Source organism: Paucidesulfovibrio gracilis DSM 16080, from assembly GCF_900167125.1.
In the GTDB taxonomy this organism is placed as follows: Bacteria; Desulfobacterota; Desulfovibrionia; order Desulfovibrionales; family Desulfovibrionaceae; genus Paucidesulfovibrio; species Paucidesulfovibrio gracilis.
Genome location: NZ_FUYC01000006.1, coordinates 55,368 through 75,520 on the forward strand (window position 1 = coordinate 55,368; position 20,153 = coordinate 75,520).

Annotated in this window: 16 protein-coding genes; 6 read left to right on the top strand and 10 right to left on the bottom strand. The window is 60.3% G+C overall.

All coding sequences use genetic code 11. From position 1 onward, the window contains the following. Positions 1 to 188 precede the first annotated feature (188 nt). Positions 189 to 506, top strand: a complete 318-nt coding sequence (locus B5D49_RS15040) for an IscA/HesB family protein (RefSeq protein WP_078717209.1) — start codon at positions 189 to 191, stop codon at positions 504 to 506. 119 nt (positions 507 to 625) lie between these two features. Here the strand turns inward: B5D49_RS15040 and B5D49_RS08225 are convergent, their stop codons facing one another. From B5D49_RS08225 to B5D49_RS08235, 3 genes are all read right to left on the bottom strand, one after another. Next, positions 626 to 1,903 carry a phenylacetate--CoA ligase family protein gene (locus B5D49_RS08225; protein ID WP_078717210.1) on the bottom strand — a complete coding sequence of 426 codons (1,278 nt, stop codon included), beginning with the start codon at positions 1,901 to 1,903 and terminating at the stop codon, positions 626 to 628. 122 nt (positions 1,904 to 2,025) lie between these two features. Next, positions 2,026 to 3,738, bottom strand: a complete 1,713-nt coding sequence (locus B5D49_RS08230) for a uracil-xanthine permease family protein (protein ID WP_078717211.1) — start codon at positions 3,736 to 3,738, stop codon at positions 2,026 to 2,028. Positions 3,739 to 4,099: 361 nt separating this feature from the next. Beyond that, complete coding sequence (locus B5D49_RS08235; protein ID WP_078717212.1) at positions 4,100 to 4,753, bottom strand: CBS domain-containing protein; 654 nt, start codon at positions 4,751 to 4,753, stop codon at positions 4,100 to 4,102. 279 nt (positions 4,754 to 5,032) lie between these two features. Between B5D49_RS08235 and B5D49_RS08240 the strand changes: the two genes are divergently transcribed. The 5 genes from B5D49_RS08240 to B5D49_RS08265 all read left to right on the top strand — a co-directional run bounded on the left by B5D49_RS08240 (position 5,033) and on the right by B5D49_RS08265 (position 10,247). Then, the gene (locus B5D49_RS08240) at positions 5,033 to 5,413 is read left to right on the top strand and encodes a hydrogenase maturation nickel metallochaperone HypA (RefSeq protein ID WP_268802029.1); all 381 of its coding nucleotides are present in this window, start codon (positions 5,033 to 5,035) and stop codon (positions 5,411 to 5,413) included. Between the two features lie 69 nt (positions 5,414 to 5,482). Continuing rightward, positions 5,483 to 6,139 (top strand): hydrogenase nickel incorporation protein HypB, encoded by a 657-nt coding sequence (hypB, locus tag B5D49_RS08245; protein ID WP_078717214.1) that lies wholly within the window; start codon positions 5,483 to 5,485, stop codon positions 6,137 to 6,139. Between the two features lie 299 nt (positions 6,140 to 6,438). Further along, the gene (locus B5D49_RS08250; RefSeq protein ID WP_078717215.1) at positions 6,439 to 7,773 is read left to right on the top strand and encodes a sigma-54 interaction domain-containing protein; all 1,335 of its coding nucleotides are present in this window, start codon (positions 6,439 to 6,441) and stop codon (positions 7,771 to 7,773) included. A 172-nt stretch (positions 7,774 to 7,945) separates the two neighbouring features. Further along, on the top strand, positions 7,946 to 8,857 hold the full coding sequence (locus B5D49_RS15110) for a NifB/NifX family molybdenum-iron cluster-binding protein (RefSeq protein ID WP_327083015.1): 912 nt from the start codon (positions 7,946 to 7,948) through the stop codon (positions 8,855 to 8,857). Between the two features lie 133 nt (positions 8,858 to 8,990). Beyond that, positions 8,991 to 10,247, top strand: coding sequence for an iron-sulfur cluster carrier protein MrpORP (locus tag B5D49_RS08265; protein WP_078717216.1), 1,257 nt, complete (start codon positions 8,991 to 8,993; stop codon positions 10,245 to 10,247). A 210-nt stretch (positions 10,248 to 10,457) separates the two neighbouring features. On the opposite strand, the gene B5D49_RS08270 is transcribed toward B5D49_RS08265, so the two are convergent. The 7 genes from B5D49_RS08270 to B5D49_RS08300 form a co-directional block, all read right to left on the bottom strand. Then, positions 10,458 to 11,102 (bottom strand): HD-GYP domain-containing protein, encoded by a 645-nt coding sequence (locus B5D49_RS08270; protein WP_078717217.1) that lies wholly within the window; start codon positions 11,100 to 11,102, stop codon positions 10,458 to 10,460. A 470-nt stretch (positions 11,103 to 11,572) separates the two neighbouring features. Then, positions 11,573 to 12,397, bottom strand: a complete 825-nt coding sequence (locus tag B5D49_RS08275; protein ID WP_078717218.1) for a sulfite exporter TauE/SafE family protein — start codon at positions 12,395 to 12,397, stop codon at positions 11,573 to 11,575. Positions 12,398 to 12,681: 284 nt separating this feature from the next. Beyond that, on the bottom strand, positions 12,682 to 14,847 hold the full coding sequence (locus B5D49_RS08280) for an amylo-alpha-1,6-glucosidase (RefSeq protein ID WP_078717219.1): 2,166 nt from the start codon (positions 14,845 to 14,847) through the stop codon (positions 12,682 to 12,684). Further along, entirely contained in the window at positions 14,790 to 15,893 is a 1,104-nt protein-coding gene (locus B5D49_RS08285; protein WP_078717220.1) for a glycosyltransferase family 4 protein, read from the bottom strand. Before B5D49_RS08285 ends, B5D49_RS08280 begins: the two co-directional genes overlap by 58 nt. Positions 15,894 to 16,217: 324 nt before the next feature. Then, positions 16,218 to 16,892, bottom strand: a complete 675-nt coding sequence (locus B5D49_RS08290) for a DUF47 domain-containing protein (RefSeq protein WP_078717221.1) — start codon at positions 16,890 to 16,892, stop codon at positions 16,218 to 16,220. Positions 16,893 to 16,923: 31 nt separating this feature from the next. Further along, a complete protein-coding gene (locus B5D49_RS08295) occupies positions 16,924 to 18,159 on the bottom strand; it encodes an inorganic phosphate transporter (RefSeq protein WP_078717290.1) in 1,236 nt (411 codons plus the stop codon). Between the two features lie 56 nt (positions 18,160 to 18,215). Continuing rightward, positions 18,216 to 20,012 (bottom strand): HAMP domain-containing sensor histidine kinase, encoded by a 1,797-nt coding sequence (locus B5D49_RS08300; protein WP_144019322.1) that lies wholly within the window; start codon positions 20,010 to 20,012, stop codon positions 18,216 to 18,218. Positions 20,013 to 20,153 lie beyond the last annotated feature (141 nt).

Here is a 20,153-nt window from a genome sequence, read left to right on the forward strand (position 1 = left end):
AGCGGGGTGAGTAAGCCCCCGCCGTGGTCGAGGCAAGGAGTAGCGCACAAGGCATGGCCGGTCAATATCCAGAGGGCGCGGTTTCGCGGCGAACGCTGTTCCGTTGAAGTCAACCGTTTCGGTCGTCATTGACAAAGCTGATACGAGTTCTTATTTTCCACTCTCAACAGCTATAAGGAGGATCACGAATGATCGAGATTACCGCGGCTGCGAGTCAGCAGCTCGACAACTATTTTGAAGGCAAGGATAAGCAACCCATCCGGGTGTACCTTGCCTCCGGCGGTTGAGCTGGTCCAAAGCTCTCATTGGCTCTGGATGAGCCAAACGACAACGACGAGAAGTTCGAATCCCAAGGGTATGACGTGCTCATTGAAAAAGAGCTGTTCACCCAGACCGGGGATGTTCGCATCGACATGACCTATTACGGATTCACCGTGGATTCCCAGCATCCTGTGGGCGGCGGTGGCTGCTCCGGCGGCTCCTGCTCCACGGGTGGGTGCGGCTGATTCCGACGCGGTCCCTGCACCGAAACGGTTCGGCAGCAGAAGGTCGCGAATGTATCATAGCCTGAGAAAAGGGCGGTCTCCACAAGGAGTGCCGCCCCTTTTTTTGTTCGCGGCTTCGGTCAGGAATCGAATTGCCGTTGATCCACAAGTCGGGGACTTTTTTTGTCCAGTCCGCCCGATTCCTGAGTAGCATCCTTTGCCGGGACCGTGATGATCTCCACGGCGGGCCGCAGTTTGCAGCACTCCTGAAAAGCCTGGGCAAATTTGCCCCGGTCCAGTTCCTCGGCATCGGGCCGTAGTTGGAGGCGGCAGGTCAGGGTGTCGCGCCCATCCGGATTGGCCACAACAAGTTGCCAGCAGTCGATTTCCTCGAATTGTTCCATGACGGTGGAGGCTTGGTCCGGGTAGAGAAACTGGCCTTTGACCTTGGCTGTGTCGTCCACGCGGCCCAGCCAGCCTTCCAGACGAAAGCTCGTGCGGCCGCAGGCGCAAGGCTCTTCCATCACGCGGGACAGATCGCCCGTGGCCAAGCGGATCAGGGGATATTCCCCGGTAAAGGGTGTGACCACCACTTCGCCCATTTCTCCAGGAGGCAGGGGCTGCCCCGTACCTGGATCGCAGATTTCCACCAGGGCGCGGGACGAGAGGTGCATGCCTTCGGCCTGATCGCACTCATAGGCGATGCAGCCCACGTCCGCCGTACCATACCCCTGCCGGACCGTAACGCCGAATGTTTCCTCCACCTCGGTGCGCAAGGAGCGGGTGAGTTTTTCCGCAGCCACGAACGCGGTCCGCAGGGAAAAGTCCCGCCGGGGATCCAGCCCCCGGGCCACGGCCTTGCGTCCAATGGTGCGCAAAAAGCTGGCCATGCCCACAAACCCGGTCACGGGCAGCCGGGTCATTATGTCGATTTGTGTCCGGGTCTGGCCCGGGCCTGCCGGGATCACAGCGCAGCCGATGTCCCGTAGCGGCTCCTCCAGCATCAGCCCTGCCGGGGTGAGATGGTAGGAAAAGGTCATCTGCACCACGTCCCGGGGCCGGAAGCCCGCGGCATAAAAGGCCTCAGCCCATCCCCAATAGTCTGAATCCGCTCCTTCCGGGTCAAGGATGGGACCAGGGGATTGGTAGATATGCCGCAGTTCGCCCAGTTCACGGGTGAGCATCCAATCCAGCCCGTGTTCGGCCTGGAGCCGGATGATATCTTTTTTCCGCAGGGGCGGTATGGCCGCAAACCCTTCCGGGGTGCGGACATCCTTTTCCGACAGACCGGCGTCGTTCATGCGGGTTTTGAATTCGTTGGAAAACAGCCAGGCCTTTTCCAGCAGGGTATGCAGGGCGCGCCATTTGCGCTTGCGTCGCCGTTCCGGTGATTCGGTTTCCAGGTCGTGGTAGTACATGGTCCTCCCTCGACGCGGCCGCCCGTGCGGCCGGGTGCGGATGTTTATTCCACAATACCCCAGGAACCGATCGAGAACAATCGGGAATCAATACATGGTGGGCGTTTTGCCCGGTGTTTTGGTCAAATCAGGAAGGATATGAACGAATAGCCGGATATATCCAGCTGTTTCACTTCCTTGGCGAATTTGGAAAAGATGAGCATGCCCAGCTGCTGCATTTCCTCGGGCCGGGCGCTGAAAAAGTGTTCCGGCACGGCGAAGTTGTTCACATCGTCAATGGCGTGGCCGCACACGGCTTCGGTAAAGATGCCCTGTTCGGTCTTGCTGACCCGGAAGGTCAGGGAGCGCTGTTTGTCGCCGTTGCCGCTGCTGATCATGTGGCAAAACACTTCCTCGCAACACAGGATCAGCGTATTCAGCTTTTGGGAGTCGAGATCCAGCTTGCGCTGGTTTTCAGTGAGGATTTTATGGAGCTTGGGCAATTCCGCAAGCTCGGCCTTGAGTGTACCCTGCACGGATTTTTTGGGCATGAAGTAGGCCAGGGCGCTGAGCAGGAACGCGGTGAATCCGCCCACGGCCACGCTGTTTTGCAGGAGCGGGGCCAGGGCTTCGGGGACGGCGTTGCCAAAGTAGGTTCCGCTTTCCGCCACCAGGCCCATGGTCAGGGAAAGGCCCAGGATGATGCCGTGCTGGTTGCTGAGTTTATTCACGCGGACCAGGCCGAATCCGGCATGAAAGAGCAGGGACGCGATGACGATGAGAAAGCCGCCCAGCACCGGGCCGGGCATGTCCAGAATGAATCCGCCCGCCTTGGGCAGAAAAGCCAGCACAAACAGAATGGCCGCGCCGAAAACGCCGATGCGCCGGGAGGCCACGCCCGTTATTTCGATCAAGGGCAGGTTGTCGCAGTAGATGGACGGCACGGGCGCACCGAGCAGACCACAGGCCACCTTGCTGAGACCGTCGCAATACAGCCCGCCCTGGATCACGTCGTAGGATACGCGGCGGAAATTGCGCTGGGAGATTTGTTGCACAAGCATGATGTTGCCCGTGCTTTCGATCATGCTGGCGAGCATGGCCATGCCAAAGGCCAGGATCAGCGGAACGTGCAGGCCCGAGATGTTGGTTTCGATGCCGGGCCAGACCATGGGCGGCAGGCCGAACCAGGGCGCGGCCATGGTGTGGGTGAAGTGCAGTTGCCCGAAGAGTGCGGATGTGATGTATCCGCCGGCCAGGGCGATGACCGGACTCCAGAGCTTGAAGGTCACGTTGCCGAAGAGCATGAACACGGTGAGCAGCAGCGCGGTCACGCCGCCGATGCCGAGTTTGACCAGGGTCAGATCCGGGGTTGTTTTGCCGGTTCCGGCCCAGATTTCCAGGCCAATGGGTACCAGGGAAACTGCGATGAGCAGGATGACCACGCCCCCGATGGCCGGGGTGATGATGTGGCGAAAAAACCGGATGAAAAACGTATACAGAAAAATGATGGGTACCGTGAGCAGGGTCATGGTGGCCACCAGTTCCACGCCGCCCATCTTGACCGCGTCCAGGGTGCAGATCAAAAAGGCGCTGTAGGAACCGGTGAACAGGATGAAGCCCGTGCCGATGCCGAATGGACGTCGGCTCTGGAGAAACGTGAAGATGGAGGCCGTGATCAGCGTGCCGAAGGTGATGAAGCGCAGCGTGTCCCCGGCAATGAGCTGTGATTTGCCCAATACGTTGGGAATGAAGAGAATGCCGTCAAAGATGATCAGAACATGGATCAGGGCCAGGGCCAAGCAAAGCGGAAGCGGCGGCGATTCAGCGGCCTCGTAGCGCAATTGGTCGTTGGACATGGTGGCGACATTCCCCAGGGTTGCATGTGGAGGAAACAATCTCTTGTAGGGGAATGTGTGGATTTGCGCAAACTGTTTGGTGGAACACGGACCCTAGTACGGATCATGGCGGACTGTTGCGCTGGGGGATGCTACTGCTGCACTGGTTGCCGTGCCGTACGGCATTTCGTCTGTGTTTCGTGCTCTTGCGACGGCGCTGCAATCGCATAAAATGCGGTATTGTTATCTTTTGTAACGCATTGGAGTGCGTTTCCCGTTGCGGCGTGGTGTGGGATGGATGTGAAAATGCATTGGGGAGCCGGCAACAGGCTCCCCGCATCGTATACCAGGGAAAAAATCGGGATTGGAGACAAGAAGCGCTTCAGCGCCATTCTTGTTCAAAATCCTGCGGGCCGACAATGCGATAGCCCTTGGCCGCGAGCGCCTCGGCCACGGGTGCCGGGTCCGTCGAATCCACGCGCACCACGATCACGCGTTTGTTGTCGTGGTAGAACGTGGCCGTGGAAATGATGCTCATGCCCAGTTCCTTGATGACCCCGGAAATTTCGTGCAGCACGCCGGAGCGGTCCTCCACCTCAAGGGTGATGCGCGAGCCGCCCTGTTGCATGCCCATTTCTTCCACGAATACGTCCAGCATGACATTGCGGTTGATGTAGCCCAATAGTTCGTCATCCTCGCTTACCACGGCCAGGCCGGCCAGGTCTTCGTCGGACATGCGCTTGGCGGCCAGTTCGATTTCCACGTCCGGAGTGATGACCTCGATGTTGGTGCGCATGATTTTGTCGATGGTCAGCTTGGCCAGAAGATAGTTCAGCTCGTGGCGGTCCAGGGAGGTGACCAGGCTGGGCAGGGCGCGGGCAATATCGCTTTTGCGCACGTACCCCACCAGCTTGCCCTGGTCCATGACCAGCAGCTTCCAGAGGCGGTTCTCCTCCAGCAGGCGTTCTGCGTCCTTGACCAGGGTTTGGGGGGTGACCGTGACGAAGTTTTTGAGCATCTTGAGTCCGACGTACATGACGTTTTCTCCTTGCGGGGTGACGGTGTTGCCGGGCAACGGGGTCCGTCCGAGCGACTGGCGGCCGGGCGAAGTCGTCGCGGGTATCTTCCATGACTCTATTTTTCATACAAACCCGGATTTGTGTCACTCGTCAAGAGCGCAGCACCCGGAACATTCTTTCCTGGATCGTGCGGTCCGGGGTTCTTTTTGGTTCGGCGTTCCAAAATATGGACCGGGGCGTTGTACATGCCTTGCGGCACTGTTGTTTTTGAGGTAAGCCCGTGTGCTATGCATGAAATGTCGCTTATTGATAGCATATTGAACATACTGGCTGACGAGCGGTCCAAGCAGAACCTGGGGAAGATCACCAAGGTGACGCTGCAAAACGGCAAGCTCGCCGGAGTGGTTACCGAGGCGTTGCTGTTCGCCTGGGAAGCGCTCACCCCCGGAACGCAATTCGAGGGGTGCGAAATCGAGGTGCGGGAAACACCGCTGATATTGCGCTGCTTTTCGTGCAAAAAAGAGTTCGAGGCCGAGAGCGCCATGCTTGCGGAATGCCCGGAATGCGGTCAGGAGATCGGGCATGAAGTGGTCTCGGGTCGGGAATTTTTGATTGAAAACGTGGAGGTCGAGGATTCGGAGGGGGAGGCCGGGGGCGACACAGCCCCGACGTCCTGATTCGGCCGGACGCGTTTTCCTTTCCTGTGGCGGGATTTCAAGCGGGCGGCAAGCCCGAGGAGGATAATCATGGAGATACCTGTCGTACGCAATGTGCTGGAAGCCAACGACCGCGTTGCCGATGAGCTGAAGGCTCTGTTCGCCGAGAAGAACATTCTCGTGCTCAACCTCATGAGTTCCCCGGGAGCCGGAAAAACGTCTCTATTGGAACGTACGCTCACGGACCTCAAGGACGAGTTCAAAATGGCCGTTGTTGAGGGGGATTTGCAGACCGTGAACGATGCGCAGCGTGTGGCCGCAACCGGCGCCCAGGCCGTGCAGATCAACACCGAGGGCGGATGCCATCTGGATTCCTCCCAGGTGCGCGAGTCGCTCAAATCCCTGGATCTTGAGGGGCTGGACATCCTGTTTGTGGAAAACGTGGGCAACCTGGTCTGCCCGGCCGAGTTCGAAGTGGGCGAGGATCACAAGATCACCCTGCTTTCCGTGACCGAGGGGGACGATAAGCCCGAAAAATACCCCCTGATGTTCCACATCTCCAGCGTCATGCTGCTCAACAAGGTGGATTTGCTGCCGTATGTCGATTTCAACGTGGACAGCGCCAGACGCCATGCCGCCAAGTTGAACAAAGACCTGCTCATGCTGAACGTGTCCTGCCGTACCGGCGAGGGACTGGAGCCGTGGTATGACTGGTTGCGTGAGGCGCGTGAAGCCAAGAAGAAATAAAGCGCTCCACAGGGAGTACACAGTAAGCCGATCCGGGATTCCGGGTCGGCTTTTTTTGTGGACAGGTGGTTGGAACGGCGGAATGCGGATGTTCACGGCCCGGACCTGTCAAATTCTGGCGGCCCGGATTTCCAGTGGAACTGACGGTGGTTTTCCCGTGTAGGCCACTTCTTGGGTCATGGCCGGGAAATGGCAGGGCGTGTTTTGAGCCTTGACTTCCCGTGGACAGCAAGGGACACTGGGCGAGTTGTGCGTCCATGTCATGGGCGGAGATTTTTTTAGCTTATGGAGTGCGATACATGCCTTTTCCTCAAAACCTCCCCTGCGAAGCCGTGCTTGATTCCCTGGCGGACGGCGTATTCACGGTGGATCGGGACTGGAATATCACCTACTTCAACAGCGCGGCCGCGCGCATCACAGGTACGGACCAGGAGGACGCCTTGGGCGCCAAATGCTGGGAGGTGCTCCGCAGCGGCCTGTGCGACGGGAATTGCGCCTTGGGCGAATGCCTGGAAAGCGGTGGACAGGTGGTCAACAAGTCCAAGTTCATCCTGCGGTCCGACGGTGAAAAAGTGCCTGTGTCCATCTCTGCCTCGGCCCTGCGCAATGCCGACGGGGAGTTGATCGGCGGGGTCGAAACCTTTCGCGATCTCACCGAGATTCATCTCATGCGGCAAAAGGTTTCGGAATCTTATACGTTTGAGGATATCGTGGGCAAAAGCCAGGGGCTGACCAAAATTTTTCAAATCATGCCCCAGATTTCCAAAAGTGAAGCCACGGTCCTCTTGCTGGGGGAGTCCGGAACGGGCAAGGAATTGTTCGCCCGCGCCATTCACAACCTCAGCGCCAGGCGGGACGGACCGTTCGTGGCCGTGAACTGCGGCGCACTTCCCGATAATTTATTGGAAAGCGAACTGTTCGGGTACAAGGCCGGCGCCTTTACCGACGCCAAAAAAGACAAGCCCGGCCGGTTTGAGTTGGCGGCCGGTGGGACCATTTTTCTCGATGAAATCGGGGATTTGCCGGGAAATTTACAGGTCAAGCTGCTACGCGTGTTGCAGGAGCGCACCTATGAGCCGCTGGGCGGGGTAAAGCCGGTCAAAACCGACGTACGCATCGTGGCCGCCACCAACCGGAACCTGGAAGAACGCGTGGCCACCGGGGAATTCCGCCAGGATTTGTTCTACCGGCTGAACGTGGTCACGTTGCGCCTGCCTCCCATGCGGGAGCGGCGTGAGGATCTTCCCCTGCTCATCGACCATTTTATTCAGCGCCACAATGCCCTGCTGGGCCGTCAGGTGGAAGGCGTCAGCGAGGACGTGCTCTCCATCTTCCTGCGGCACGACTTTCCGGGCAATGTGCGCGAGTTGGAAAATATTTTGGAATACGCCTTTATTCTCTGCCAGGAGGGGTTCATCCAGGTGGAACATCTCCCTGAAAACCTGCAACCGAACCGGCCCTCCGAGGAAGACATCTTCGAACCGGGCGGCACCCTGGAGGAAATCAAGTGCCGGGCCGTGCTGCGGGCGCTCAAGCGCAACCAGGGCAAGAAAATGGCCACCTGCCGGGAGCTTGGCATTTCCAAGGATACGCTGCGCCGTATGTTGGGGCGTTGCAAGAATGTGGGCGTATAATTCGCCTTGGCGAGTTTTGCGCGGGCGCATTCTCTGTCTTGCTTCTGGCTCGCGCGATGGCCTGATTCTGTTTAGTCGTTTGAAATACATTGATTTTGTTTGCTTCGGCACAGCCGGTGCTTAAGCGAAACCAAACTCTGGAGCAACACGTCCAGCCGGATGAGTCGGAAGTATGATTATCTGTTTAGCATGTTACCAGGACCGGTTAGCCTCGGTCTTTGAAAACGCCAGTGAGTTCCGGCTGTATCGCCTGGACGACGAGAACAATATTACCCCCGCAGGCCATGTATCCCTTCCCTCAAAGGACCCAACGGACAGGACATCCGCCATATTGGCCTGCGGGGTTCATCTCGTCATCTGCGGCGGGGTGTGCGGCGGTGTTCGCCACTCCCTGGAGGCGGCAGGGCTGGAACTGCGGCCCTGGCTGCGTGGCCGGGTGGACGAAGTGCTCGCCGCTGTGCGGCAGAACACGCTTGAACAATTGACCATGCCCGGTTGCCGTTGTCGTCGCAACGGTGCGGGCCAGGACTGCGGACCCGGACGAGGAAACGGACCGGGGCGCGGATATGGGCGTGGGCATGGCTTGGGGCATGGTCCCCAGGGACCGGGAGCTGGTCGCCGGTCGCGAAGTGCGGTCATCCCCACAATGGGAACCGCAGGTACGTGCTGCGGCCAAATGCCCGCTCCCATGCCCGAACAACAGACGTTCAACCAAGGAGAAACCATGAAGATAGCCATCAGCTGCGAAGGCCCGGGCCTGGAAAGCAAACTGGACCCCCGCTTTGGGCGCGCTGCCGGATTTTTGATTTATGATCTGGAAACCGGTGCGGATGAATACGTGAACAACGAGCAGAATTTGAGCCTGCCCCAGGGCGCGGGCATTCAGTCCGCCCAGACCGTGGGCGCCACCGGCGCCAAGGCCGTGATCACCGGCCACATGGGACCCAAGGCGTTTATGGCATTGGAAAAGGGCGGCATTCAGGTCTTTTTGGGCCAGGGCGGCACCGCTGCCGAGAATCTGGAGGCCTACAAGGCCGGGAAGCTCGCTCCCGCGGACGGACCGGACAAGGAAGGACACTGGTAGGCCGGGGTCGGCAATTCCAAGGGATCCCGACATGCATTGACAACGGGATCGTGATGATTACATAAGCCGGGCCGCCTTGCACGCTTCGGGCGTGGGCGGCCGGACCATACAAATTTCTAAGGAGTGAAAGATCATGAGTGACGCATGCGGCAGCTGCTCCTCGGGACAAGGCGCGGGCGGTTGTTCCGGTTGTGAATCGGAAGACCAGAAGCTGAAAACCAACCTTTCGCGCATCAAGCACAAGATCGTGGTGCTTTCCGGCAAGGGCGGCGTGGGCAAATCCACAGTGGCCACCAACATTGCCGTGGCCCTGGCGCAGGCCGGAAAACAGGTGGGTCTGCTGGACGTGGATGTCCATGGTCCCAGCGTTCCCCGGCTGCTCAGCCTGCAGGACAAGCAGCCCCATATCGGCCAGGAAATCATTGAGCCGGTGTCCTGGAGCAAAAATCTTTGGGTCATGTCTCTGGGCTTTATGCTCCCCAACAAGAACGACGCCGTGATCTGGCGCGGTCCCGTGAAGATGGGCCTGATCACCCAGTTCCTGCGGGACGTGGCCTGGGGCGATCTGGACTTCCTGGTTGTGGACTGCCCTCCCGGAACCGGCGACGAACCGCTTTCCGCCCTGCAGACCATCGGACCCGACGCCTACGCGGTCATCGTGACCACCCCGCAGGGCGTGGCCATTGACGACGTGCGCCGTTCCGTGACCTTCTGCAAGCAGGTGGGCAACCCGGTGCTCGGCATCGTGGAAAACATGTCCGGCTTTGCCTGCCCGGATTGCGGCAAAGTGTACGACATTTTCAATTCCGGCGGCGGCGAACAATTGGCCCGCGAGATGGACGTGCCCTTCTTGGGTCGGATTCCCATTGAACCGGAAGTGGCCCGCTCCGGAGACGAGGGCTTCCCCTATGTCAAGGTGGAGCACGAAAGCCCGGCAGCCCAAGCCCTGGGACGGGTGGTCAAGCCCATGCTCAAGCTGGCGGACAGCCTGCAGGAGCCTGCCGCGGACCAACTGCCCACGCCCAAGAGCCTGGCCAAGAACAACGGCGCGCTGCGTGTGGCTCTGCCCATTGCCGAGGGTCGGTTGTGCCAGCATTTCGGCCACTGCCAACAGTTTGCGGTCTATGATGTGGACACGGAACTGGGCAGCGTGGTGGCCAGCACCAGCGAAACCCCGCCGCCGCACGAGCCGGGCGTCCTGCCCAAGTGGATCGCCGGGTTGAACGTGGACCTGGTGCTCGCCGGAGGCATGGGGGCCAAGGCCCAATCCCTGCTCAAGGACGAGGGCGTCCAGGTTATTGTCGGCGCTCCCTCCCAGGAGCCGGAAAAAGTGCTGGAACAGTGGATGAAAGGCTCGCTCCAGACCGGCGCGAACACCTGCGACCACTAAGAATACAAGGTACTACCTCACCTCTCCAGGTCGGCGGCCCGGTTCCCCTTTGCAGGGGGGAGCCGGGCCGCTCCTCGTTTCGTGGCGGTCAAAGCGGGAACGTCGCAACTGGATGTCGGCGTGGCGCAGCACGCAGGCAGTAGGGACTTGAGAGAGCATTGAGGGGGGACATGGTCCCCTGCCGGGAACCGCAAACCGGATCCGGGTGGGCTAGTCGCTGAGCATTTCCATGAGCTGGCCGATCATGGAAGCACTGCGTTCGAACGCGGCCACCACATTGGGGTCAAACTGCGTACCAGCGCATCGCAGGATTTCCTCCCGGGCCTCGCAAAATCGCATGGCCTTGCGGTACGGGCGACGCTGCATCATGGCGGAAAGGCTGTCCGCCACCGCGATGATCCGCGCTCCGAGTGGGATTTCCGTGCCGTGCAGACCATGGGGGTAGCCCTGTCCATCCCACCGTTCGTGATGGTGGAGGATGATTTCCCGGATACCGCAGCGGCAAAGCGCCTGCACCGGCTGGACGATTTCCGCGCCAATGGCGGGGTGGCGTTTGAGCATGGCCCATTCCGCCGGAGTCAGTGGACCGGGCTTGAACAATACGGCGTCCGGGATACCGATTTTTCCAACGTCGTGCAGGTGGGCGGCCACGTGGATCACATCGGCGTGGGCCGTGGAAAGTCCCATGCGTACGGCCAGTCCGTAGGCAACCTGGGCCACTTCCTCGGAGTGCTTGCGTGTATGGTGGTCGCGGGCATCCACTGCCGTTCCCAGGGATTCGGCAAATTCGTGCAATGCCGTGGTAATGGTTTCCTGGGTCAGAGGCGCGCCGCAGGTCAGGTCATCTCGAAACATGGTGCATCCTTGTCAGGTGGTTGAACCGGGGGATCCGTAGCCTTGCCGTGTGCCGGGCATTTCCCGTGGGCAGCAGCGGCGTGGCGGGGTGAAGCGTGTCTCGTGTTTTTTTCATTTATGGTCAGTGAGTACGTCGTTTCCATGTGTTGATAGATCGTGTCCGCCGCTTCCGACGGAGATGTCGTGAGCAGGTGGGGTATGCCGCTCACGTAAATCTCTAATGAATTTGAGATTCAATTTCAACTAAAAAACAGGGGACGATTTTCCCGATACGCGCGGAAGCAGCAGCCTGTATCCATTGCTGGGACAGTATGTTTGAGGGCAACGGCGTGCTTTTCGTGTTTGGGTTCGTGGCGGCAGGGCATGGACCGGGGGGACGCCGTGCCTGTTGCGGGCGGGTGGTTGTTTGGAAAAAAGGCAGGGCCGCGTGAAGAGCGACCCTGCCGGGAAGAGTCGGCTGGCTTATGGGATTAGAGCGGCAGGCCAAGCAGGGCAAAAACGCCGGTCATCTTTAATCCCATGTAGAACATGACCAGGACAAAGACCTGCTTGAGTTGTTTTGCCGGCAGGAGGTGCGCCGCACGCGCCCCGACCACGGCCATGGGGATGCTGCAACCGGCCAGCAGCGCGAATTGCAGCCAGTTCACGTATCCTGTGGACCACGGCGGCAGGCCCGGGGTTCCCCATCCATGCACAAGGTAGGAGAGAACGCCGCCCACCGCGGTAAAGATCATCAAGGCCGTGGAAGTTCCAACGGCTTGGTGCATCTGGAATCCCAGGCAAAATACCAGGATGGGGATGATCAGCACGCCGCCGCCGATGCCGATCAATCCGGACACAATGCCCAGGGGGATTCCCCAAAGCACATACGGTGCAAGGCGCTGGACCGGCGCTTGCGCAGCCTGGGGCGGCTTGGCCGTGAGCATGCGCAGACCGCCCAGGATGACCGCCAGGCCGAAGAGGACGGTCAGGATTTTGGCCGGCAGGATGGAGGCAATCCAGGCACCGATAAAGGCGCCGCCCGCTCCTGTGAGTCCGAGGATGATCCCGGCCTTCCAGACAACAGCATTTTTTTTATGATGCGCCATGGCCCCGCTCAGGGCCGTGGGCAAAACCACCATCAGGTTGGTGCCGAAAGCGATACGGATGGCTATGTCCGGGGCGATGCCCATTGCCTTCAAGCCCCAAAACTGGACCGGAACCATGATGAAGCAGCCACCGACTCCAAGAAGCCCGGAGGCAAAACCGACAGCCGCGCCCGTCGCGAGCAGCGACAGGACGATACTCAACGTCATTGCGTTCTCCTTGTTGGATTTTGATCAGTACATCAACAAAAACAACAAGAAGCGCTTAACTGCCTTGCCACCGGCACGGGCAGTTCTTTTTTTTCATATGACGTAAAAGGGAGCAGCACATGGGGGGATCTGTTTCGTCCTTGCGGTAAATTCGTACCCAGGCCGGGAAACGGCAAGGGCATGCGGCAACGACTGTCGCGGTGCCGTGCAGTGTACCCACGGTATTGCGCAAAGTAAATCCGTTTGCTGCAACGTGGGTACTCCAGGACAGGACCGGAGCGTACCTATTTGTTCAGGGTCAGGCCCACGTCACCGCGCCGCCGTTCAATGCGGACCGAGACATCGTGTTCATGCCTCTCAAAGAGCAGGTCCAGGCTGCCGTCGCCCACTTGCAGATCTTTGATACGTACGATGTGCAGAAATGGGGGCAGTACGGGTTTGGTCAGATAAACCCGGCGCTGGGCGCCGTTCACGGAGATGCCCAGGCAGGATTGCAGCAGCGAGATGGTGGCGGCCGCGGCCCAGGCCTGGGGGGAGCAGGCCACCGGGTACAGGGTCGGCCCGTCTCCGGGGCGGCGTTCAAACCCGCAGAGCAATTCGGGCAGTCGATGCTGGTCCACCTGTTGGCTGGTGTCGAAGATCATCCCCAGGATGTGGGCTGCCTCCTCCTTGAAGCCGTATTGGGCCATGCCCTGGGCAATGAGGGCGTTGTCGTGCGGCCATACCGAGCCGTTGTGGTAGGACATGGGGTTGTACCGTGGCTGGCCTTTGGCAATGGTACGCAGTCCCCATCCCGAGTTGAATTCACGTCCCATGAGCAGCCGGGTCACGCGTTTGGCCCTGTCGGGCGAGACAATGCCCGCGAACAAAGCATGGCCCATGTTGGAGGATTTGACCCGGCAGGGCCGGTTTTTGCCGTCCAGGGCCAGTACGTAGCCGCCCATTTCCTTGTCCCAAAACGTGGACTCAAAGCGTTTTTTCATTTCCCGGGCCTGAACGTGCCATTGCATGGCCTCCTTGCGCATGCCCAGTTCCTCGGCCATGCGCGCTGCTTCGCTTTTGGCCATGAACGCATAGGCCTGGGCCTCCACCAGGGCGATGGGACCGGTGGCAAGCGTTCCATCATCGTGGAACACGCTGTCTGCGGAATCCTTCCAGCCTTGGTTGGTCAGCCCGAAGTCTGTGCGGCGCTGGTATTCGATGAACCCGTCGCCGTCCATGTCGCCGTGGGAGTCGATCCAGTCCAGGCACCCTTCGATCACGGGCCAGAGCCGGTGCAGATAGTGGTGGTCCCCGCTGCGGCGCAGATATCGCCCGGCCAGGACCACGAACAAGGGGGTGGCGTCCACGCTGCCGTAGTATTGTCCATAGGGCAGTTCCCCGGTGTTGGCCATTTCGCCGAAGCGCATTTCATGCAGAATTTTGCCCGGTTCCGCATCCTGCCCATCGTTGAATTCCGTGGCCTGGCGCTGGGCGAGATAGTCGAGCACGCCCCGGGCCACATCGGGGTTCAGCCACAGGGTTTCCAATGCCGTGATGATTCCGTCCCGCCCGAACGGTGTGGAGTACCACGGGATGCCCGCGTAGGGGTAGAGCGTGCCGTTTTCGCGGGTCAGAAGCATGGAGAGGTCCGAAACCGAGCGGGTCATCAGTTCATTGAATTGTTCGTTGGACGTGTGGACCACGCATTCGTGTTCAAAGAGGCCGCGTACGTTGTCCAGGGTGGTTTCCAGGGCATTGTCGAAGCCCCAGACCGGCTGGGTTTGTTCCGAGGTATGGCAGGCCGTGGTGATCTCGAAGTCCTCGCTCTCCCGGGCCGGAATGCTCCAGAGGAAGCGCGCCGCATGGTCGTCCATGTGCGTTGGCTCGTGCGAAAAATCAATCTCCGTGCGTCGGTCCAGCTGGTCCAGCCCCTGGTAGGCCAGGGTTACGCCCCGGTCCCGTTGGGACGTGGGCAAGGAGGTTCCGCGTTTGGTGCGCCGTTCCCCCCGCACCTCGAAGATGTCCGCAAAATCGGCCTGGAATTTGACCGCCACCTGGAACTGAAGATCCTCCAGCCCGTAGTTGCTGATGTGGAAGCGTTCATGGCAAACCCCGCCGTGCAGGAATTTACTGCGATGCACATGGATGGAGCCGCGTGGAATCATGCCGCCGTTTTGCAGAAAAATATCCGGATTGGTCAGGTCCACGGTAACGAGCATGTTGTCGCGGGTCACGTTGGAACTGAGCAGCAGGGGACGTACGTCTTCAATCTGGAATTCCAGGCAGGAGAGAAAGCGGGTGCCGTCGTGGTACAGCCCCTGCTCGGCCAGGCCGATGGGCTGAATGTCCCCGAAGCGGTCGAATACGGCAAAGGTATTGGCGTATTTGACAACCCGGCGGCGGTCGTCGGCTAGTGAGGACGTGGCGAGAACGTAGTATTCACCGGCAACCTTGATGATTTCTTCCATTGGCGACTCCCGGACTCCTTGCGGCTGTTGAGCAGGTGCTTGTAGATGCGCACGTAATTGTCGGCCATGACGGACGACGTGAAGCGTTGGTCGAACTCGGCCCTGCACCGGCTGCGGCTGAGCAGACCAAGGCAGCCCACCGCGTCCACGGCCGAATCCACGTCGTCCACGAGCCAGCCGCTCACGCCGTGGCGCAGCACCTCGGGAACCGAGCCTTGTGGAAACGCAATGACCGGCGTGCCGCAGGCCAGGGCTTCAATCATGACCAACCCGAATGGTTCGGGCCAGAGGATGGGGAAGAGCAACGCCGAGGCATTGCCGAGAAATTCGTTCTTTTGGGTCTCGTCGATTTCTCCCAGAAATTCCACCAAGGGGTGCCGGAACAGGGGCCGCAGCACCTCTTCATAGTAGTCCCGCTCAAAATCGTTGATTTTCGCCGCGATCTTCAAGGGGGTTTTGGAACGAATGGCGATATCCACGGCTTCCTCAATGCCTTTTTCCGGGCTGAGACGTCCCAGGAAGGCCAGATATCTGCCGGGACCGGGGTGGAATTGCAGCAGGTCGCGGGGCAGACCGTGGTAGACGTTGCCCACCCAGTTCATCTGCGGCAGGGGCCGCCGCTGGGAAAGCGAAATGGAGGACACGGGCAGGTCCGTGTATTCGCTGGCAAAGGGGAGAAAATCAGGCAGATCCAGCCGCCAATGAAAGGTGGTCAGTCCGTTGAGGTCGAAACGGCGCAGCAACGGGAAATGGATGTAGTCCATGTGGAAGTGGACGATATCGAATTCCCTGGAATCCTGCATGACGCGTTCGAGCATGAGCACGTGATGCACCAGGGTATTCTGGCATTGCGGGTCCAGGCGCAGCGCTTCATCGCAGCAGGGCCGCAGTTCCGCGCTGGTGTGCGAATCTCCACTGGCGTACAGAGCCACATCGTACCCTTTACGCACGAGTTCCTCGGTCAGAAAATGTACCACGCGCTCGGTCCCGCCATAGAGTTTGGGCGGCACGCTCTCATGGAGCGGCGCGACCTGAGCGATTTTCATAACAATCCCCCTCGGTTGTGAAAGAGCCGTGTTTTCTCCACAGACCATGCGTCCGTGGAGAAAAGGGACCAACGGCGACCGTTTGGCGGATCGCGCCCGCCAATGGCGGCTACTTTATATAATATACAAAATCAGGAAAAAAACAACCAAGTGAGAACAGATCGGGCGTGCTGGCAAGGCGTGGGCAATGGAACGCCTGCCCATGCCGTGCGTCGCAAGGGAGAAAGAACGGGCAAAGCAGGGGCATGGATTCAAACAACAAGGACCGCCGAAACTCTCCGGCGGTCCCTGTGTTGATTCGGCGGCCGATGGCCGGGAACGTGGTCAGCGGGCGATCATGGCCCGGAGCACGTCCACGCAGCTGGAGCAGTTGTGGGACATCTCGTTGAGGCAGTCCACAAAGTGGATCAGCTGGTAGATGTCCTTGAAGTTCATGTCGGAGTTATAGATCTTCCGGGTCAGCTCATTGGCCAGATCCCGCACGCGGGAACGGCTGTCAAAGACCCGGCGATAGGTGTCCTTGGTGCCTTCGCGGTCGATGGAGCGGCCCTCCACCAAGGCGATGGTGGCCTTGAGCGCGGGGCCGAGCAGGGTGGCGGAGCGGTCCACGCCGTCCAGCAGGCCGATGAAGTCCCCTTTGTAATCGGGCGGGATGGTCACCGGCCGCATGGCCAGCCATTGCAGCGCGTCTTCGGCCGAGTCCAGGATGTTGTCCTGCTTGTTGGTGTAGTTCAGGAAGGTGACCTTTTCCACAGCCATGAAAAGCTGCCGGGGCAGGTGGTTGCGGATGCGGCGCTTGATGGCGTCGGCCTCGCGCTCCACCTCGGCGATGGCGTCGGCCAATTCCGCCATTTCGCGGCAGGTGCCGCCCGTGACGTAGCATTCCATGGAGTCGTTGATGATGTTGATGCACTCACTGATCTTGTCATAGTGCTCCACAAGCCCGCTCATGGGGGACTTGCGGGAAAGCAGTCCGAAAAGGGGTAAACGCAGGGACATATGGTTCTCCTTCGTAAAAAAAGGTTACAGGCTACAGGAAGAGCCAGCGCATGACCACGAACAGTGCGATGCTGGTAAAGGCCGCGATGGGTACGGTGAGCACCCAGTAGAGCACAATGCGGCCGAGCACCCGGAAGTCCACGGCGGAAAAGCCCCGCGCCAGGCCGACGCCCACAACCCCGCCCACGGCTGCGTGGGTGGTGGAAACGGGCAGTCCCATGTTGGAGGCCACCAGCACGGTACTGGCCGCGCCGAAGTCCACGGAAAAACCGCGGGTGTTGGTCAGCGTGGTGATTTTTTCACCCACGGTGCCCATGACGCGGTGGCCCAGCACGGTGATGCCCAGAGCAATGCCCAGCCCGCCAAGGATGAGGATGCTGATGGGGACGTCTGCCTTGGGCAGGAGCACGTGCTGCTTGGCGATGAGGTAGATGGCGGCCACCGGACCGATGGCGTTGGCCACGTCGTTGGCGCCCTGTGAGAGGGCCACGTAACAGGAGGTTCCCACCTGCATTTTGCGGAACACGCCTTCCACGGCTTCCGCGCCTGCCTCGGCATCGATGACCATGTGGCGGAGCAGGGCGCGGACCACCAGCCAGACCGAGACCGAGAGCGCCAGGGTCATGAGCAGGGAGAGGCTCCAATGCAGTCCAAGCCCTTTGCCCACGGGGGTTTTGTAGAGGAAGGAAAAGATCACCAATGCGGCAGTGAGTGCCACCCAGCGTGGTGCCCAGCGGCGGGCCTGCTCAATGAAGTGTTTTTTGTAAAGGATGTGTTTTCGGATGTGGGAGAAGATGAAGTAGGAGATGCCTGCGGCGAAAAAGGGCGAGATGATCCAGGACATGACGATGCCGCCCATTTTGAGCCAATTGACCACCCCTGGTCCGCCCGCCACGATGCCGAAGCCCATGATGGCCCCCACAATGGAGTGGGTGGAGCTGACCGGGAGCGAGGTGAGCGTTGATATGAGCACCCATATGGCCGCGGCCATGAGCGCGGCGAACATGCCCACCATCATGAGTTTTGGATCACCTATTTCCGCGGAGTTGATAATGCCTTTGCTCACCGTGGCCGTCACGTGGGATCCGAGCACCACGGCGCCCAGAAAGTTGAGCGTCCCGGCGATGAAGACGGCCTGACGCACGGTGATGGCCCGGGCGCCCACGGCCGAGGCCATGCTGTTGGCTACATCGTTGGCCCCAAGGTTGAAGGCCATGAGAAAACCCGCTCCAATGGCCATGTAAAAGAACAGATCGTAGAGGTCCATGATTGTTGGATTCAGCTCCTGGTCCGCCTCGACGTGGCCGCGGCCGGACCGGTTTGTCAAGCGTGCGGTAAGGTAAAGACGAATCGGGCACCCTTTCCGTCTTCAGGGCGCTCCGCGTGGATGCGGCCCCCATAATTTTCCACGATTTGGCGGCAGATGGCCAATCCCAGGCCTGCGCCGCCCCGGTCGTCAATGGCGTTTGGATCGCCACGAAAAAAGCGTTCAAAGACCTTGTCTTCCAGGCCGGCAGGAATGCCGGGACCGTGGTCGCGCACGGCAAAGGACCACCCTTCGGGAAGGGATCGGGCCGAGACCTCGATATCCGCGCCGGAATGGCCGTAGTTCACGGCGTTGGCGAGCAGATTGTGGAAGACGTGCAGCAGTCCCTCGGATTCGGCATGCACCATCATGTCGTCTTCGGGCAGCAGGACGGACAGGCGCATGCCGGCGCTATCGGCTCGCGGTTCCATGTCCGTGATGGCTGCGCTTAGAATTTCTCGGGCGCTGACCTTGGTGTTGCGGCTTGAGGTGGCGGCGCGGTCTGAGCGGGCCAGTTTGAGCATGCTGGCGAGCACGCCGTCCATGTGGTCGGCGTTGCGCTGGATGATGCCCAGAAAGCGTGCCGTTGCCTCGGGGTCCGAGGGCGGAGCATCCATGAGTGTTTCTGCGTAGCCCTTGATGCTGGTGAGCGGCGTGCGCAGTTGGTGCGAGGCATTGGCAACGAATTCCCGCAGGGCGTGTTCATGCTCCACTTCCGCGGTCACATCCCGGAAGACCAGGATCAGTTTGCGTCCGCCCCGGTGTCCGGTAAAGGAAAGAATGGTCACGGCCAAGTGGCGAGTATCATTCAGCAAAATGCGCAGCCGTTCTCCCGGGGTGTCCGTGTCGTCGGTGGCGCCGTGTTCCTGATGGAGCATGCGCTCCACAGCGTCCTGCACTTCCAGGGGCAGGCCGGCTTCCAGGGGCGTTTTGGCCAGGGCTTTGGCCACCTCGGGCAGGAGCCGCTCCAGGGCGCGGTTGAACGAGTCGATGCGTCCGCGCTGATCCAGCACGAGTACGCCCTCGCCCATGCCCTGGAACATGGCGCGCAGACGTCCGCCCTGCTCCTCGATGGTGTCCACATGCCTGCCGATGCGGCGGGCCATGGCGTTGATGGCTTCGGCCAAAGGCTGGAATTCACGGCCGGGAACCTCGCGGATGCGCTGGGAAAAATCACCGTTCCCAATGTCCCTGGCCATTTCGGAAAAGGCGTGGACCGACCGACCCACGTTGCGTGTCCCCATGAGCAGGAGAATGCCGCTGGCAGCCAGTGCCAACGACATGGTCCACAAGGCGTGGTCAAAGACGCTGGCGAGCTGGCCGCGAAGTTCGGAAAAGGGAACGGCCAGACGCAGAACGCCCCTGGGCAGTCCGCTCACAGGGGGTAATTCCGTGGCGGCGTAGAGCATTTCCCGGTCCAGGGTGTCGCTGTACCGGCGGCTGGAGGCTATGGAGCTGGGCGTGGCCTTCCGGATTTCCGGACGCATGGAGTGGTCTTCCAGGGCGTCCAGCTCCTCGTAGGACACCATGGAATCGGCGAGCACCTGGCCGTCGGCAACAAAGGTCAGACGCAGGCCCATGCGGTGGCCCAGCTGCGTGCTCCAGTCATGGAATGATTTGGTATCGGGAAACGGCGCATGTTGCACCAGCAGCCATTTCACGGTTTCCAGTTCCCTGGCGGCGCGTTCTTCGGCCTCCAGCACGATGCTGTCGCGTGTCTGAAAGGTGGTGACCAGGAACAGGGCCAGCAGGGACGCTGCAAGAACCGCCCAAGCCCAGAGCAACATCCGGGTAAAGACCGAGCGAGGTTTCAAAGGGGACTCCTTGATGGGGTCGTCTTCGACAGAATAAGCCCGATTTGGGTTGTTCGTGGCGCCTTGGGGCGCGGGACCATGGGCCGCGACGCAATACGTCGCACGCAGGGTGAAGACACCCACGCGTGCTCCGCTGATACG

What these genes read in the sequence shown, in the direction of transcription:
- B5D49_RS08225 (WP_078717210.1), bottom strand. Translation starts at nt 1,903, where the DNA reads ATGTACTACCACGACCTGGAAACCGAATCACCGGAACGGCGACGCAAG.
- B5D49_RS08230 (WP_078717211.1), bottom strand. Translation starts at nt 3,738, where the DNA reads ATGTCCAACGACCAATTGCGCTACGAGGCCGCTGAATCGCCGCCGCTT.
- B5D49_RS08235 (WP_078717212.1), bottom strand. Translation starts at nt 4,753, where the DNA reads ATGTACGTCGGACTCAAGATGCTCAAAAACTTCGTCACGGTCACCCCC.
- B5D49_RS08240 (WP_268802029.1), top strand. Translation starts at nt 5,033, where the DNA reads ATGTCGCTTATTGATAGCATATTGAACATACTGGCTGACGAGCGGTCC.
- hypB (WP_078717214.1), top strand. Translation starts at nt 5,483, where the DNA reads ATGGAGATACCTGTCGTACGCAATGTGCTGGAAGCCAACGACCGCGTT.
- B5D49_RS08250 (WP_078717215.1), top strand. Translation starts at nt 6,439, where the DNA reads ATGCCTTTTCCTCAAAACCTCCCCTGCGAAGCCGTGCTTGATTCCCTG.
- B5D49_RS15110 (WP_327083015.1), top strand. Translation starts at nt 7,946, where the DNA reads ATGATTATCTGTTTAGCATGTTACCAGGACCGGTTAGCCTCGGTCTTT.
- B5D49_RS08265 (WP_078717216.1), top strand. Translation starts at nt 8,991, where the DNA reads ATGAGTGACGCATGCGGCAGCTGCTCCTCGGGACAAGGCGCGGGCGGT.
- B5D49_RS08270 (WP_078717217.1), bottom strand. Translation starts at nt 11,102, where the DNA reads ATGTTTCGAGATGACCTGACCTGCGGCGCGCCTCTGACCCAGGAAACC.
- B5D49_RS08275 (WP_078717218.1), bottom strand. Translation starts at nt 12,397, where the DNA reads ATGACGTTGAGTATCGTCCTGTCGCTGCTCGCGACGGGCGCGGCTGTC.
- B5D49_RS08280 (WP_078717219.1), bottom strand. Translation starts at nt 14,847, where the DNA reads ATGGAAGAAATCATCAAGGTTGCCGGTGAATACTACGTTCTCGCCACG.
- B5D49_RS08285 (WP_078717220.1), bottom strand. Translation starts at nt 15,893, where the DNA reads ATGAAAATCGCTCAGGTCGCGCCGCTCCATGAGAGCGTGCCGCCCAAA.
- B5D49_RS08290 (WP_078717221.1), bottom strand. Translation starts at nt 16,892, where the DNA reads ATGTCCCTGCGTTTACCCCTTTTCGGACTGCTTTCCCGCAAGTCCCCC.
- B5D49_RS08295 (WP_078717290.1), bottom strand. Translation starts at nt 18,159, where the DNA reads ATGGACCTCTACGATCTGTTCTTTTACATGGCCATTGGAGCGGGTTTT.